Origin of the sequence: Mesorhizobium sp. M1E.F.Ca.ET.063.01.1.1 (assembly GCF_003998155.1) — a bacterium.
In the GTDB taxonomy this organism is placed as follows: domain Bacteria; phylum Pseudomonadota; class Alphaproteobacteria; order Rhizobiales; family Rhizobiaceae; genus Mesorhizobium.
In genome coordinates, this window is sequence record NZ_RZSC01000073.1 from 1 (window position 1) to 16,371 (window position 16,371).

The 16,371-nt window shown below is 64.6% G+C and carries 13 protein-coding genes; 6 read left to right on the forward strand and 7 right to left on the reverse strand.

The window, feature by feature from the left end:
* The coding region (locus EOA29_RS08745) for a porin (RefSeq protein ID WP_189478850.1) at window positions 1-238 on the forward strand (238 nt) is incomplete at its 5' end.
* 82 nt (window positions 239-320) lie between these two features.
* Here EOA29_RS08745 and EOA29_RS08750 read toward each other — a convergent pair.
* Window positions 321-2,600, reverse strand: coding sequence for an NADP-dependent malic enzyme (locus EOA29_RS08750; protein WP_126090501.1), 2,280 nt, complete (start codon window positions 2,598-2,600; stop codon window positions 321-323).
* A 254-nt stretch (window positions 2,601-2,854) separates the two neighbouring features.
* On the opposite strand from EOA29_RS08750, the gene mutS reads away from it, so the two are divergent.
* Window positions 2,855-5,578 (forward strand): DNA mismatch repair protein MutS, encoded by a 2,724-nt coding sequence (mutS, locus tag EOA29_RS08755; protein WP_245464927.1) that lies wholly within the window; start codon window positions 2,855-2,857, stop codon window positions 5,576-5,578.
* Here the strand turns inward: mutS and EOA29_RS08760 are convergent, their stop codons facing one another.
* Both EOA29_RS08760 and EOA29_RS08765 read right to left on the reverse strand, forming a co-directional pair.
* A complete protein-coding gene (locus EOA29_RS08760; RefSeq protein WP_189350399.1) occupies window positions 5,579-6,169 on the reverse strand; it encodes an isoprenylcysteine carboxylmethyltransferase family protein in 591 nt (196 codons plus the stop codon).
* 65 nt (window positions 6,170-6,234) lie between these two features.
* Window positions 6,235-6,948: a DUF3313 domain-containing protein gene (locus EOA29_RS08765; RefSeq protein ID WP_245468439.1), complete on the reverse strand. Its 714-nt coding sequence runs from the start codon at window positions 6,946-6,948 to the stop codon at window positions 6,235-6,237.
* A 368-nt stretch (window positions 6,949-7,316) separates the two neighbouring features.
* Between EOA29_RS08765 and EOA29_RS08770 the strand changes: the two genes are divergently transcribed.
* The 3 genes from EOA29_RS08770 (at window position 7,317) to EOA29_RS08780 (ending at window position 9,050) form a co-directional block, all read left to right on the forward strand.
* On the forward strand, window positions 7,317-7,907 hold the full coding sequence (locus EOA29_RS08770; protein ID WP_126090505.1) for a TetR/AcrR family transcriptional regulator: 591 nt from the start codon (window positions 7,317-7,319) through the stop codon (window positions 7,905-7,907).
* A 99-nt stretch (window positions 7,908-8,006) separates the two neighbouring features.
* Complete coding sequence (locus tag EOA29_RS08775; protein WP_189350401.1) at window positions 8,007-8,471, forward strand: nuclear transport factor 2 family protein; 465 nt, start codon at window positions 8,007-8,009, stop codon at window positions 8,469-8,471.
* Window positions 8,472-8,480: 9 nt separating this feature from the next.
* The gene (locus tag EOA29_RS08780; protein ID WP_126090506.1) at window positions 8,481-9,050 is read left to right on the forward strand and encodes a TetR/AcrR family transcriptional regulator; all 570 of its coding nucleotides are present in this window, start codon (window positions 8,481-8,483) and stop codon (window positions 9,048-9,050) included.
* Between the two features lie 108 nt (window positions 9,051-9,158).
* Here the strand turns inward: EOA29_RS08780 and EOA29_RS08785 are convergent, their stop codons facing one another.
* The 4 genes from EOA29_RS08785 to EOA29_RS08800 form a co-directional block, all read right to left on the reverse strand.
* Window positions 9,159-9,917: an MBL fold metallo-hydrolase gene (locus EOA29_RS08785; protein ID WP_245464823.1), complete on the reverse strand. Its 759-nt coding sequence runs from the start codon at window positions 9,915-9,917 to the stop codon at window positions 9,159-9,161.
* 94 nt (window positions 9,918-10,011) lie between these two features.
* The gene (locus EOA29_RS08790; protein ID WP_126090508.1) at window positions 10,012-10,857 is read right to left on the reverse strand and encodes an aldo/keto reductase; all 846 of its coding nucleotides are present in this window, start codon (window positions 10,855-10,857) and stop codon (window positions 10,012-10,014) included.
* Window positions 10,858-10,949: 92 nt separating this feature from the next.
* Window positions 10,950-11,339: a DUF305 domain-containing protein gene (locus EOA29_RS08795; RefSeq protein WP_126090509.1), complete on the reverse strand. Its 390-nt coding sequence runs from the start codon at window positions 11,337-11,339 to the stop codon at window positions 10,950-10,952.
* Window positions 11,340-11,382: 43 nt separating this feature from the next.
* Complete coding sequence (locus tag EOA29_RS08800) at window positions 11,383-13,893, reverse strand: heavy metal translocating P-type ATPase (RefSeq protein ID WP_126090510.1); 2,511 nt, start codon at window positions 13,891-13,893, stop codon at window positions 11,383-11,385.
* Between the two features lie 188 nt (window positions 13,894-14,081).
* On the opposite strand from EOA29_RS08800, the gene EOA29_RS08805 reads away from it, so the two are divergent.
* On the forward strand, window positions 14,082-16,371 hold a 2,290-nt coding region (locus EOA29_RS08805; protein WP_127220767.1), incomplete at its 3' end, for a [protein-PII] uridylyltransferase.

Here is a 16,371-nt window from a genome sequence, read left to right on the forward strand (position 1 = left end):
GTGGGGCGGTGGTACCTATACCATCAACGAGAAGACCTCGTTCAACGCCCAGCTCTCCTATGACGAAGGCAAGAATTTTGGCGTCGCGGCGAACATTGCCTATGAAATCGTCAAGGGTCTCAAGGTCACCGCCGAAGTCGACTATTTGCATCTCGGCGAAGACAGCGTCACCAATTTTACCAAAGCCGACAAGGAAAACAGCGTCGGCGGTATCCTCCGCTTCCAACGCTCGTTCTGATCGATCCCTGCGATCTTAACGGAAAGGCCCGCGGCATCGCCGCGGGCCCTTTGCTTTTCAGAAGTGGTGCAGCGACCGCTCGTCAATTCCCTGCCGTGTAGGCCGCGATCGCCGCCATGTTGACGATGTCTGAATCCTTGGCGTTGAGCGAGACGATCTGGACCGGCTTGTTCAAACCGACCAGCAGCGGGCCGATGACGGTCGAGCCGCCGAGTTCCTGCAGCATCTTGGTCGAGATAGAGGCCGAGTGGAACGCCGGCATCACCAGCACATTGGCCGGACCGGTGAGCCTGATGAACGGATATTGCGCCATGGCGCGGGGGTTCAGCGCCACGTCGGCCGCCATCTCGCCATCATATTCGAAGTCGACGCGGCGCTTGTCGAGGATGCGTACCGCCTCCTGTATCCGCTCCGAGCGCTCGCCCTGCGGATGGCCGAAGGTCGAGTAGGCAAGCATGGCGAGCCGCGGCTCGTAGCCCATGCGGCGGGCGAAGCCGGCGGCCTCCTCGGCGATGTCGGCGATCTGCTCGGCGTTGGGCATGTCGTGCACTGCGGTGTCGGCGATCATCACGGTGCGGCCGCGCGCCAGCACGATCGAGGCGCCGATGACGCGGTGCCCGGGCTTGGCATCGATGACGCGGCGGATGTCGTCGAGAGCGGTCGAATAGTTGCGGGTCACACCGGTGACGATGCCGTCGGCATCGCCAAGCGCCACCATGCAGGCGGCGAAATGGTTGCGGTCGTTGTTGATCAGGCGCTGGCAGTCGCGGAACAGGAAACCTTTCCTCTGCATTCGCTCGTAGAGATAGTCGGTATAGATCGCGTTGCGGCGCGACAGCCGGGCATTGATGATCTCGAGGCCCTGCTTGTTCAAGTCGATGCCGGCGTTCCTGGCGTTCTCCTTGATGACGTCGTCGCGCCCGAGAAGGATTGCGGTGCCGAGCTTCTGGTTCACATAGGAGACGGCAGCGCGCATCACCTGCTCCTCCTCGCCCTCGGCGAAGACGATGCGCTTGGGCTGGCGGCGGACGCGGTCGTAGATGCGCTGCAGCGTGGATGCGATCGGATCGCGGCGCGCCGAAAGCTCCTGTGCGTAGCGGTCGAGGTCAAGGATCGGCTTGCGGGCAACGCCGGAGTCCATCGCGGCCTTGGCCACCGCGAGCGGGATTGCCGAGATCAGGCGCGGATCGAACGGCACCGGGATGATGTAGTTGGGGCCGAATTTCGGCCGGTTGCCCTGATAGGCGGCGGCGACGTCGTCCGGCACGTCCTGTCGCGCCAGCTCCGCCAGCGCGCGAGCCGCGGCGATCTTCATCTCGTCATTGATGGTGGTGGCGCGGACATCCAGCGCGCCACGGAAGATATAGGGAAAGCCAAGCACATTGTTGACCTGGTTCGGGTAATCCGAACGGCCGGTCGCCATGATGGCGTCGGTGCGGATCTCGCCCACTTCCTCGGGCGTGATCTCCGGATCGGGATTGGCCATGGCGAAGATGATCGGGTTCTTCGCCATCGACTGCACCATCGCGGTGGTCAGCGCCCCCTTGGCTGAGAGGCCAAGGAAGACGTCGGCGCCGTCCAGCGCTTCCGCGAGGCTGCGCGCCTCGGTCTTGACCGCATGCGCCGACTTCCACTGGTTCATGCCCTCGGTACGGCCCTGGTAGACCACGCCCTTGGTGTCGCAGAGGGTGATGTTCTCCGGCGAAAAACCCATCGCCTTCATCAGTTCGATGCAGGCTATGCCCGCGGCGCCCGCGCCGTTGCAGACCATCTTCGTGGTCTTCATGTCGCGGCCGGTGATCTCCAGCGCGTTGAGCAGCCCGGCGGACGAGATGATGGCGGTGCCGTGCTGGTCGTCATGGAAGACCGGGATGTCCATCAGCTCGCGCAGGCGCTGTTCGATGATGAAGCATTCCGGCGCCTTGATGTCCTCGAGGTTGATGCCGCCGAAGGAGGGGCCGAGGAAGCGCACGCAGTTGATGAACTCGTCGGCATCCTCCGTCGCCACCTCGAGATCGATCGAATCGACATCGGCGAAGCGCTTGAACAGCACCGCCTTGCCTTCCATCACCGGCTTCGAGGCCAGCGCGCCGAGATTGCCGAGGCCTAGGATGGCGGTGCCGTTGGAGATGACGGCGACCATGTTGCCTCGCGCCGTGTAGTCGAAGGCGCGGCTCGGGTCTTCAGCGATGGCGCGCACGGGAACGGCCACACCCGGCGAATAGGCGAGGCTGAGATCGCGCTGGGTTGCCATCGGCTTGGTGGCGACGATCTCCAGCTTGCCTGGCCGCCCCATGGCGTGGAATTCCAGCGCCTCCTGCGCGCTGACGGAGGGCCCGCTGCTTTCGGTTTTCTTGGCCATGATGCTTTCGATTTCCTCACCTGTGCGGCACCGCTTGGGACGGGTGCTTTCTTATGGCATTCCGGATTAAGGCTACACGCGGCCGCTGTAAACCGCCAAGCCCGGCGAAGCTGCTTCAACGCGGGCGGACAAGGCAATGCGGCGGCTCAGTTGGCAGCCGGCTGGCAGCATAGCTCGCGCTTTCCCCTGCTTTTCGAGGCGCCGGCATTAAACCGCACTGCCACTTCTGCTAGCGTTCCGGCATGAACATGCACATGCCGACCGATACCGACGCCCAGGAGACGACGACGCCGGCGCCCGCCGTGGGCACCGTCACGCCGATGATGGAGCAGTATATCGAGATCAAGGCGGCGAACCCGGATTCGCTGCTCTTCTACCGCATGGGCGATTTCTACGAGCTGTTCTTCGACGACGCCGAAAAGGCGAGCCAGGCGCTCGGCATCGTGCTGACCCGGCGCGGCAAGCACCAGGGCCACGACATTCCGATGTGCGGCGTGCCGGTGCATGCGGCGGACGACTACCTGCAGAAGTTGATCGCGCAAGGTTTTCGCGTCGCCGTCTGCGAGCAGATCGAGGATCCGGCGGAAGCCAAGAAGCGAGGCTCGAAGTCGGTGGTGCGCCGCGATGTGGTGCGGCTGGTCACGCCCGGCACCATCACCGAGGACAAGCTGCTGGCGCCCTCGGAATCGAGCTACCTGATGGCTCTGGGACGGGTGAAGGGCGGCAATGCGGCCAGCCAAGGCAGCTTCGCGCTGGCCTGGATCGACATCTCGACCGGCGCGTTCCGCGTGGCGGAAACCACGGCCGAACGGCTGCTTGCCGACATCTTCCGCGTCGATCCGCGCGAGCTGATCGTCGCCGAACCGGTGTTCCACGACCCGGAATTGCGGCCGGTCTTCGACGTGCTCGGGCGGGTCGCCAACCCGCAGCCGCCGTCGCTGTTCGATTCGGCATCGGCCACCGGCCGCATCGCCCGCTTTTTCGAGGTGGCGACGCCCGACAGCTTCGGCACGTTCTCGCGCGCCGAATTGTCGGCGATCTCCGGCACTATCGCCTATGTCGAGAAAACGCAGAAGGCCGAGCGGCCGCCGCTGTCGCGGCCCGAGCGCGAGGAGAGCGGCTCGACGCTGTTCATCGATCCGGCGACGCGCGCCAATCTGGAGCTGTTGCGCACGCTGTCAGGCAGCCGCGACGGCTCGCTGTTCAAGGCGATCGACCGCACGGTGACCGGCGGCGGCGCGAGATTGCTCGCCGACCGGCTGATGGCGCCACTGACCGACCCGGCGGCGATTTCCGCAAGGCTGGATTCGGTCTCGTTCTTCCGCGCCGAGACGCGGCTCTGCCAAGGCCTGCGGACGAGCCTGAAAAGCGTTGCCGACATGCCGAGGGCGCTGTCGCGGCTGGCGCTCAATCGCGGCGGCCCGCGCGATCTCGGCGCGCTGCGCGCCGGTTTCGAGGCGGCGGGCGCGATCGCCGCGCTGTTCGCGACGACGGGCCTGCCCGCCGAACTCGGCGCGGCGCTGGCGGCGATCAAGGCCTTGCCCGAAGCGCTCGCCCGCCATCTCAGCGAGGCGCTCGACGACGAACTGCCGCTGATCAGACGCGACGGCGGCTTCGTGCGGTCGAGCTACAATGCCGAACTCGACGAAATGCGGGCATTGCGCGACGAGTCGCGAAAAGTGATCGCCGGGCTGGAACGCTCGCTGATCGAGGAGACCGGCATCCGCTCACTGAAGATCCGGCACAACAATGTGCTCGGCTATTACATCGAAGTCACCGCCAACCATCATGGCGTGATGACCGGCAGCGACGCGGCGAAGGCGCGGTTCATCCATCGCCAGACCATGGCCAACGCCATGCGCTTCACGACGACGGAACTGGCGGAGCTGGAATCGAAGATCGCCAACGCCGCAGACAAGGCGCTGAGCATCGAGCTTGCCACTTTCGACCGGCTGACGGCGGAGGTGGTCGGCGAGGCCGACAGCATCCGCGCCGGCGCCGAGGCACTCGCCGTGCTCGACGTGTCGGCGGCGCTGGCCCTTCTTTCCGAAAACGAGGGCTGGTGCCGGCCGGCGGTCGATGCCAGCCTCGCCTTCGAGATTTCCGGCGGGCGGCATCCGGTCGTCGAACAGGCGCTCAGGCGTTCCGGCGAAGGGCCGTTCGTCGCCAATGACTGCGACCTCTCGCCGGAAGGCGGGGCGAAGGCCGGCGCGATCTGGCTTCTCACCGGTCCCAATATGGGCGGCAAGTCGACCTTCCTCAGACAGAACGCGCTGATCGCCATCCTGGCCCAGACCGGCTCCTTCGTGCCGGCGCAGAGCGCCCATATCGGCGTCGTCGACCGGCTGTTCTCGCGCGTCGGCGCTTCCGACGACCTCGCGCGCGGCCGCTCCACCTTCATGGTCGAGATGGTCGAGACGGCGGCGATCCTCAACCAGGCGGGCGAGCGGGCGCTGGTCATCCTCGACGAGATCGGCCGCGGCACCGCGACCTTCGACGGCCTCTCGATCGCCTGGGCGGCGGTTGAGTATCTGCACGAGAAGAACCGCTGTAGGGCGATCTTCGCCACGCATTTCCACGAGATGACGGCGCTGGCCGGCAAGCTGTCGCGGCTCTCCAACGTCACCATGCGGGTCAAGGAATGGGAAGGCGACGTCGTCTTCCTGCACGAGGTCGGCAAGGGCGCGGCCGACCGTTCCTACGGCGTCCAGGTGGCGCGGCTCGCCGGCCTGCCGGAAGCGGTGGTGGCGCGCGCTAGGCAAGTGCTGCACCAACTCGAGGAAGGCGAAGTCTCTGGCAAGACCAACCGTCTGGTCGACGACCTGCCGCTGTTTTCCGTGGCGGTGAAGCGCGAAGCGCCGAAGCCGGTGAAGAGCGATGCGCTGGGCGACGCGCTCGGCGCGATCAATCCGGACGAGATGACGCCGCGCGAGGCGCTGGAGGCGCTCTATCGGCTGAAGGGGCTGGCGGACCGGTAATCAAAACAATCGGAACATCGGCGTCACCAGCCTTGCCGACTGGAGCCAGCCGAGCAATTCGACCGCCAGTATCGCCACAAGGAAGTAAGAGCTGTCGATGGCGGTCCGCCTCAGCGCCACCGAGTCGAAGGTGACGGGAGACGGGCCCAAGACGTCGTCGTAATCGCGCGACAGACGGGGAAAGAAGGCCGGCACGCTTTGACAATAGCGCCAATAGGCCTCGCCAAAGATGGCGTCCAGCGTGATCGCTTCGCGCGTCGCGACATAGGAAAAGACTAGATAGGTGAAGGCAAAGAGAAACGCCGAAAGGATCAGCGACCCGAATGTCAGCCCGACGCCGGCCAGTCCAAGGGCCGAGAAGAAATAAAGCGGGTTGCGCGTATAGGCATAGGGGCCGGTTGTGACGAGTTCACGGTTCTTGCGTCCGCCAACATACAGCGATGCCCAGCAGCGGCCGCCGATACAGATGAGGATCAGCACGGTACCCGCAAATTCCAGCATTTCGCGAAAGGTGCTGCCTTGCGGCCACCCACTCTCCGCAAGCAGGGCCGGCGCCAGGACGACGGGAGCAACCAGCCAAAGGAAACGCATCCTTCTGCCTTGTTGAAAAGCTGAAAGCGGCATCGGGGACTTCTTCTGCACTTGTATCACCCGCCTCAGTCGTCGCGTACCGCGGCTCCCTTGTCGGTCCAGGCCGGCGGCAATCCCATCCGATCGCCGACGAAGCCAACGAGACCGGGCGATTTGCCGAAGGCCTTGCAGGCGGGATATTTCGGCCCGCCGCCGACCATGGCGCGCAATTCCGCCCTCGTCGGCAGCGATGGCAGCTTGTTCAGCGGCGTCTTGCCGGTGACCAGGAGCTTGCTGAAATCGTCGCCGAACTTCGCCGCCAGGTCGTAGGCGTCGCCCTCGCGGGCGACCCGGCCGGAATCCAGCAAGGCGTTGGCGCCGCGCCCCCAGATCATCGCCGCCGCCTGTTTGCCGTTGTCGCCGATCGCTTCGGCTTCGAGCGACAGGCTGCCCAATCCGATTGGCAGACGAGGAACCGGGACCCGCATTTCAGGCAGCGCGACGGAAACCGCCGTTGAGGCGACTTTCGAAACGCCGACCGCCAAAGCGTTCGTCGGCGTCACGTGCGTCACCATGGCATGGACCGTCAGGTCGGCGGGCTCGGTCAGATCGACCACACGGAAGCGCTGGCTCAAGCCCGAGCAGAGCGTCCTGTCGACAGCGTTGGTGACAAGGCTGCGCTGCGCTTGGGACAATGTCGATCTTCCGCCGGCGGACTGCGAGAAGCCCGTCGGAATGATCCGAACGGTCTTTGCCGCAAGCACGTCGTCCTTGCTCACCCGCATTAGTGAGCGGGCCAACAAACCGTCCGACGGTTTCAACTCGTCATAGGATTGCAGCGAGCCTACCTGATCCAGGGGCGCGGACGCGCAGCCGACCGCGAGCATGCTCAAGACCAGCACAAACGGCCATATTACGCGGTGATCCGCGCGGCACGCGCGCGGATCGAACGGGCCACGACTGATGTGAGCCTCGCGACGGGAACGCAAGCAAGCTGCCATGGATGCCTCTGTCTGGGTGCGCCCGGCGGGGCGTTTTGGGGGACGGTCAATAATTGCACTCAGTGCAATAAATTGATGGCACCATTATGGCGAGGCGTGATGACGGGACTTGAATGTGAGCCAAATTTCTTGTCGCATTTGAGGAAAGGTCGTGGCAGGAGCGCTCCATGAACGATGCGCCAAAACCGGAAGGCCTGCGCGAGCGGAAGCGGCGAGAAACGTCCCGCCGTATCGCCGACGCCGGCCTGAAGGCTTTCCTGGCCAATGGCTATGACGCGACCACGCTTGACGAGATAGCTGCTGCCGCCGGCATCTCGCGCCGGACGTTCTTCCACTACTTCAAGAGCAAGGACGAGGTGCTGTTTGCATCCCTGGGCAACCACGCAAGCGTGGTCAAAGCATCGATCCTTGCCGAGCCCCCCACGGGAACGGCGATCGACATCGCCCGCGACGCATTGCTCAATATTATCGGCAGTTTCCAGGGATCACAAATGATGGCGACGGCCAAGATCATGCGGGAAAGCAAGACGCTGCGCTCGCGGAGGCACACGGGCTACCTGCAGTTCGAGCAAGCCATTTTCGACGGCTTATGCGAATTGCAGCCGGACCAAGCGCGCGACAGTCTGCGACTGGTCTCTCTGGTGACAGTCGTCGCGTTGCGCCTGGCCGTCGAAACATGGCAGCAGCAACACGCCAGGCATCCGCTGGCGGGATATGTCCGGGATGCCTTTGAAAGGCTGAAAACCGAGATTCGATAGATCCAGCCGCCTGAGGCGTCGCAAAGAACACAAGCCGTGTTGACTCATTGTACCGATCGGTACAATATCCGGTCAACCGAACGAGGACAGGAGATTTTCATGAGCCGTCCACCATTGCCGCCTTTCACGGCCGAAACAGCAGCGCAGAAGGCACGGCTCGCCGAGGACGCCTGGAACAGCCGCGACGCGGAGCGGGTGTCGCTCGCCTATACCGAGGACAGCATCTGGCGGAACCGGGCCGAATTCATTTCCGGCCGCGCCGAGATCGTTGGCTTCCTGAAGCGCAAGTGGGCGCGCGAGCTGGATTACCGCCTGATCAAGGAGGTCTGGACCTGGAACGACAACCGCATCGCCGTGCGCTTCGCCTACGAATGGCGCGACGACAGCGGCCACTGGTTCCGCTCCTACGGCAACGAGAATTGGGAGTTCGACGAAGCCGGGCTCATGCGCCGCCGCGTGGCGAGCATCAACGACCTGCCGATCGTTGAAGGCGAGCGGAAGTACCACTGGCCGCTCGGCCGCCGGCCGGACGACCATCCCGGCCTCTCGGAACTCGGGCTTTAGGGCGAATGGATGCGGCGCATCGCTCCGGATCGCGACCAGTTGCTGGGGATCGTGGCCGAGGTTTTCCGCGAGCATGGCTATGAGGGCGCCAGCCTGGCCTTGATCGGCGAGGCGACAGGGCTCGGCAAGGGAAGCCTCTACCACTTCTTTCCCGGCGGCAAGGAAGAGATGGCGAGAGCCGTCATTGCCCATATCGATGGCTGGTTCGAGGACAATGTCTTTGCGCCCTTGCGCGACAACTCAGATCCAAGAACGGGGATCGGGCAGATGCTCGATGCGACCGACAGCTACTTCCGCTCGGGGCGCCGGATTTGCCTCATCGGCGCCTTCGCGCTGGATGAATCCCGCGACCTCTTCGCCGGCCAAATAAGGGACTATTTCGGCCGCTGGGTTATGCAGCTTGCCGAGGCGCTGACCCGAGATGGTCATGAACGAGCCAAGGCAACCGAGCTAGCCGAGGAAACCGTCGCCGCCGTCCAGGGTGCACTCACGCTTGCCCGCGCCGCTGACGATGCCAGCGTATTTTCGCGAGCGCTGGGCAGGATGCGCATGCGGCTTGGGCTGCCGGCAAGCGACTAAAGCGTGTCGCGCTGAAACGGATTCAGGCGATGCGCTTTAAGTCTTTAGTTTTTATGTATGTCGTTTTCGCAAAACCGCTGCACACTTTTGCGCGACATGCATTGACCTCTAGACAGGTTCGAAGCGGAAAGCTGTTTCGGTTCGATGAACCCGACCGACGCCGGGTGAATCGAGATGCGCGCCTGCAACGAAATGGTCGTTGTCGGCAGCAAGGCCCAGTATTCGCAACCGGCTTGCACGCGCCTGCGCCTGGTCGGCGTCGAACTCCCATGCGATCTCCGGGCGATCGAACTGAAGCGACGGCACATGCACGGTGTCGCCCCAGATCAACAGTGTCTCGCCCCCACTCACAACGCGAAAGCATGTGTGACCGACTTCGTGACCGGGAATGGCGATCGTCTCGATATCCGTGCTCAGGCGTTGCCCGGCGTCGAAGGGCTGGGCTCGATCATGGAAGCGCTGCAGCCTTGCCACTGCCCGGAACATGTCGAGCTCCGGCCGCGGGACAAGCAGGCGGGAGAGCTGCGGGAAACCGTCCTCGCCGTCGGCAAGGACGAGCCCGTGGATATGGTCGAGATGCGTGTGAGTGAACGCAACCGTGCGTATCCGATCGATTGCGATCCGCGCCTCGCTCAACGCCTGCGGCAGAAACCCCATCGTCGGGTGCCAGGCGTTCGAGGACCCGGTATCGATCAGCGTGATTTCACGGCCGTCGTCGATGGCAAAGGCATTGACCGATAATCTGAGCGCGCCGTCGAAGAGCGGCACCCGCGATGGGAAATCGGCGCCGAAAGGCTTGTCTCCCGGCTGGCGCAGCCGCCGGACCGGCATGTCGACATACCCGTCCCGCAGCGAGGTAACCCTCATGTCTGCGATTTCATAGGTCGTGTGATGAGACCCGGCTGAGATTCGTTCCAATGCTTGCTCTCTGTTCGGTCGCAAATTTCGGTGAGGTTCGGCCTCAGATCATCTCCAACCCGCGCTTGCGCGTCGGCGGCGGGAAGGCGCGGTCGAGCTCGGCGAAGTCCTCCGCCGTCAGCCTGATGGCAAGCGCGGCGGCGTTCTGGCGGACGTGCTCCTGCCGGCTGGCCTTCGGGATGGCGATGACGCCCTTCTGCGCCATCACCCATGCGAGCGCGATCTGTGCCGCCGTGGCCTTGTGGCGGGCAGCTACGGCATCAAGCCTCGCATTGCGGGCGAGCGCGCCCTGCTCGACCGGCGAATAGGCCATCAGCGGAATGCCGCGCTTAAGGCTCCAGGGCGCGAGATCGAATTCCGGGCCACGCCGCGAGAGATTGTAGAGGACCTGGTTGGTCTGGACGTTGCCTCCGGAGGGCAGGCCGACCAGCTCCTCCATCTCGTCGGTGTCGAAATTGCTGACGCCCCAGTGGCGGATCTTGCCGGCGGCTTTCAAGGCCTCGAAGGCTTCGACGGTTTCGGCCAAGGGAACGCTGCCCGGCCAATGCAGCAGATAGAGATCGATGCGATCGGTGGAAAGCCGCCTCAAGCTGTTCTCGCAGGCCCGCTTCACGCCGGTGCGCGAAGCGTTGGTCGGCAGCACCTTTGAAACCAGAAAGGTCTCGTCGCGGCGCCCGGCGATGGCTTCCGCCACCACTTCCTCCGCGCCGCCGCCGGCATACATCTCCGCCGTGTCGATCAACGTGATGCCCAGGTCCAGGCCGAGCCTCAGCGCCGCGACCTCGTCGGCGCGGCGCCGGCGGTCCTCGCCCATCTTCCAGGTGCCCTGGCCCAGCACCGGGACGGCTTCGCCGGACGGCAGGGTGGTGGTTCTGATTTCAGAAGACATGGTCTGCTCCGCGTGAGGCCGGATCGCAGCACAGCCGTGGCCGGAAATCCAGACTGAAGTCCTCGCCTTCGACCGGATTCCCGGCGAGGGAGTTACTTCACCGGATGCTTGGCAAGCCAGTCCTGCATCTCTCTGATCTCGGCTTCCTGCGCCTTGATGACGCCTTCGGCGAGCTTGCGGATTTCCGGATCCTTGCCGTTGGCGAGCACCACCTTGGCCATGTCGATCGCGCCCTGATGGTGCGGGATCATGCCGCGGACGAAGTCGACGTCGGCGTTGCCGGTGTAGTTGAGCATCATGTCCTCGTGCATCTTGTCCATCGCCGCCTTGTAGCCGACGGTAGCGGGGCTCTCAGCGCCCATCGCCATGCCCGACATGTCGTGCTTCATCTCCTCGGACTGCGCCGGAACGCTTTCGAGGAACACCGCGAGCAGCATTCCCGCCGCCATCAGCAGCAGCACGATCTTCTTGGCCAGGGTCATTCAGGTCTCCTTTGCGGTTGGAATGCGTATCTGGGAGCTTCGCTCAGAGTTTCAATGTTCTCAGCCGCAAGGCGTTGGAAATGACGGAGACCGACGACAGGCTCATCGCCGCCGCCGCAATCATCGGCGACAGAAGCGTGCCGGTGAGCGGATAGAGCACGCCTGCGGCGACAGGCACGCCGAGCACGTTGTAGAGGAAGGCGAAGAACAGGTTCTGGCGGATGTTGCGGATCGTCGCCTGGGCGAGCGTGCGTGCCCTGACGATGCCGTTGAGATCGCCCTTGACCAGCGTGATGCCGGCGCTTTCGACCGCGACATCGGCGCCGGTACCCATGGCGATGCCGACATCGGCGCTGGCCAGCGCCGGCGCGTCGTTGACGCCGTCGCCGGCCATGGCAATGCCCGCGCCCGTTCCACGCAATTCCTCGACCAGCGCGCCCTTCTCATCGGGCAACAGACCGGCGCGCACCTCGTCGATGCCGAGCTTGCCGGCAATCGCTTTTGCCGTGCGCTCGTTGTCGCCGGTCGCCATGATGATCCTCAGGCCCTTGTCGTGCAGCGCCCTGATCGCTTCGGCCGTGGTGGCCTTGACCGGGTCGGCGACAGCGACGAGGCCGGCGAGCTTGCCGTCGGCGGCAACGAACATCGCCGTCTTGCCCTCGGCCTGCAATGCCTCCGCCTTGGCGGAAACAGGCGCGGTGTCGATGCCAAGGTCGGCCATCATCGCCGCATTGCCAAGCGCTACCTTTCTGCCGGACACCGTGCCGGCAACGCCCTTGCCGGTGATGGCCTCGAAGTTTTCGGCATCGGCAAGCTTGACGCCGCGTTCGGCTGCCCCCTCCACGATCGCCTCGGCGAGCGGATGTTCCGAGCCTTTTTCAAGCGTGGCGGCGAGCGCCAGCAGTTCATTCTCATCGGCGCTCTCGGCGGCGGCGACGTCGGTCAGCTTCGGCCTGCCCTCGGTCAAGGTGCCGGTCTTGTCGACGATCAGCGTATCGACCGAGGCGAAGCGCTCCAGCGCCGCCGCTTCCTTGATCAGCACGCCGGCATGGGCGCCGCGCCCGGTCGCGGTCATGATCGACATCGGCGTCGCAAGACCCAGCGCGCAGGGACAGGCGATGATCAGCACCGACACCGCCGAGACGATGGCGAAGATCAGGCTGGGCTCAGGCCCGAAGAACGACCAGGCAATGAAGGCGATGACGGCCACCAGCACGACCGCCGGGACGAAATAGAAGGATACGCGGTCGGCCAGCGCCTGGATCGGCGCGCGCGAACGCTGCGCCTTGGCGACCATTTCGACGATGCGCGAGAGCGTGGTCTCGGCGCCGACCCTTTCGGCGCGCATGATCAGCGAGCCGTTCTTGTTGAGCGTGCCGCCGGTCAGGGGATCGCCTTCCGTCTTTTCGACCGGGAGCGGCTCGCCGGTGATCATCGATTCGTCGACCGCCGAGCGGCCTTCCAGCACGATGCCGTCCACCGGCACAGCATCGCCGGGGCGGATGCGGAGCCGGTTTCCAGCCTGGACGCTGTCGAGCGGCACGTCCTTCTCGGAACCGTCGGCGCCGATCAGGCGCGCCGTCTTCGGAGCAAGGTCGAGCAAGGCGCGAATGGCCGAGCCCGTGCGTTCGCGGGCTCTGAGTTCCAGCACCTGGCCAAGGAACACCAGGGCGACGATGATCGCGGCCGCCTCGAAATAGACCGGCACGGCGCCGTCATGGCCACGGAACTGATGCGGGAAAATGTCTGGGAACAGGGCGGCGACCACGCTGTAGAGATAGGCCGCGCCGACGCCCAGCGAGATCAGCGTCCACATATTCGGACTGCGGTTCAGGATCGAGTCCCAGCCGCGATGGAAGAACGGGAAGGCAGCCCACAGCACCACAGGGCTCGCCAGCGCCAGTTCTGCCCAGGTCTTCGTCCGGCCGTCGATGAAGCTTTCGAAGCTGAAACCCAGCATCGGCGCCATGGCGAAGACGAGCAAAGGCACGGACAACACCGCGCTTACCCAGAATCGCCTGGTGAAATCGACCAGCTCCGGGTTCGGCCCCTCATCGCCGGTCGGTACGCCCATCGGCTCCAGCGCCATGCCGCAGATCGGGCAGGAGCCGGGCTTGTCGCGGATGATCTCGGGATGCATCGGGCAGGTGTATTGCGTGCCCTTCGGCATCGGCTCCGGCGCCGGCCGGCCGTCAAGGTATTTTGCCGGTTCGGCCTCGAACTTGCCCTTGCAGCTTGCCGAGCAGAAATAGAAGCCTTGGCCTTCGTGGCGGACGAAATGCTTCGCGCTCGCGCGGTCGACATTCATGCCGCAGACGGGATCGGTCGCCGTCAGATATGTTTCCGGCCCGGCCTGGAATTTCGTGCGGCAGCGCTCGCTGCAGAAATGAAATGTCCGGCCATTGTGTTCGGCCGTAGGCTTGCCGGCGGAAGGATCCACCGTCATGCCGCAGACCGGATCGCGGATCACGGCTTCCGCGGCCGGCGCAGCGCCTTTTGCGGAACAGCAGGATGCGCCATGCGCGTGATGGTGATGATGGTCGGAATGGCTCATGTCGAAACGCCTCGGAATTATCGAATGGGGCGGAGGTAGTCCTTCCAGTAACTGGAAGGTCAAGGGGCGGTTTCGATTTTTGGGAATTTTGGTCGTCCGGCCTTGCGCTGCATCAATCGCATGTCATTGGCAACGCGGCCGCCCGCCCCATACACAGCGCCGCGAAAACACGCTATAGACGCCGCCGAATGGCAAAGATCTCCCTGAAACTCGACGAAATCATCGAAGGCGACGCCTTGCGCCGCGACATGACGGCGCTGACGAGGGCGAGCGCCGGCGACGGCTCCGGCAAGGCCACGCGCACGGCCGTCCTGCAGTTGCTCAAGGGCAGGCTTGGCGAAGGGCGAAAGATTGCCGAGGCCATGCTGAAGGAGGATGGCGGCGGCAATGCCTGCGCCGAGCGGCTGTCGCATCTGATGGATGAGCTGATCCAGGCGCTCTACGATTTCGCCGCCGGCCATGTCTACCGGGTCAAGAACCGCTCGGCCGCCGAGCGCATGGCGGTCGTCGCGGTCGGCGGCTATGGCCGCGGCACGCTGGCGCCGGGCTCCGATATCGATCTGTTGTTCCTGCTTCCCTACAAGCAGACGCCCTGGGGCGAGCAGATCGTCGAATACATGCTCTACATGCTGTGGGACATGGGGCTGAAGGTCGGCCACGCCACCCGCAACATCGAAGAGTGCCTGAGGCTGTCGCGCACCGACATCACCATCCGCACCTCGATCCTGGAGGCGCGCTTCCTGTGGGGCGAGCGCAAGCTCTATGACGAACTGCTCACCCGCTTCGATCATGAGGTGGTGCGCCCGACCGGACCGGAGTACGTGCAGGCCAAGCTCGCCGAGCGCGACGAGCGCCATGCCAAGGCGGGCGAAAGCCGCTATCTGGTCGAGCCCAACGTCAAGGACGGCAAGGGCGGCCTGCGCGACCTGCAGACGCTGTTCTGGATCGGCAAATATTTCTATCGCGTCCGCACCGGCGAGGAGCTGGTCGAGAAAGGCGTCTTCACCGAGGCCGAATATCGCGAATTCCAGAAGGCCGAGGATTTTTTGTGGGCGGTACGCTGCCACATGCATTTCCTCACCGGCAAGGCCGAAGAGCGGCTGCATTTCGACATCCAGCGCGAGATCGCCGAGCGGCTGGGCTACACCACGCATCCCGGCCTGTCGGCGGTCGAGCGCTTCATGAAGCACTATTTCCTGGTCGCCAAGGATGTCGGCGACCTGACCCGCATCTTCTGCGCCGCGCTCGAGGAAGAGCAAGCCAAGCACGTCCCCGGCTTCAACCGCATCTTCCTCACCTTCTCGCGGCGCAAGCGCAAGCTTGCCGGCACATCCGACTTCATCGTCGACAACCACCGCATCAACATCGCCGACGACATGGTGTTCGAGCGCGATCCGGTCAACCTGCTCCGCCTGTTCTGGTTCGCCGACAAGCATGGGCTGGAGTTCCATCCCGACGCGCTGAAGCTGCTCACCCGCTCGCTCGGCCTGGTCAACAAGTCGCTCAGGCGCGACGAGGAGGCCAACCGGCTGTTCCTCGACATCCTGACTTCGGACCGCAATGCAGAGCTCAACCTCAGGCGCATGAACGAGGCGGGGCTGCTCGGCAAGCTGATCCCCGACTTCGGCAAGATCGTCGCCATGATGCAGTTCTCGATGTACCACCATTATACGGTGGACGAGCATCTCATCCGCTGCATCGGCGTGCTGGCCGAGATCGAGCGCGGCGACGGCGCCAAGGTGCATCCGCTGGCGCATTCGCTGATGCCGGGGCTGAAGAAGAGCCGCGAGGCGCTCTATGTCGCCGTGCTGCTGCACGACATCGCCAAGGGCCGGCCGGAGGACCATTCGGAGGCCGGCGCCAGGATCGCACGGCGCATCTGCCCGCATATGGGGTTGTCGGCCGCCGACACCGAGACCGTCGCCTGGCTGGTCGAAAACCATCTCGTCATGTCGATGACGGCGCAGACGCGCGACCTCAACGACCGCAAGACGATCGAGGATTTTGCTTCGATCGTGCAGTCGGTCGAACGGCTGAAGCTGCTGCTCGTCCTCACCGTCTGCGACATCAGGGGTGTCGGGCCGGGCGTCTGGAACGGCTGGAAGGGGCAACTGCTGCGCACGCTCTATTTCGAGACCGAGCTGCTTTTGACCGGCGGCTTCTCCGAGGTGTCGCGCGCCGAGCGCACCGCGGCGGCGCGCGAGCGGCTGGCCGAGGCGCTCTCCGCCTGGCCGGCGAAAGAACGCAAGCGCTATGTCGCCCAGCACTACGAGAACTATCTGCTGACCGTCGACCTGCCCGACCAGTTGCGCCACGCCGAATTCATCCGCGAGGCGGACGCCGCCGGCAAGAAGCTCGCCACCATGGTGAAGACCCACGAATTCGAGGCGGTGACCGAAATCACAGTGCTCGCGCAGGACCATCCGCGCCTGCTCTCGGTGATTGCCGGCGCGTGCGCGGGGGCCGGCGGCAACATCG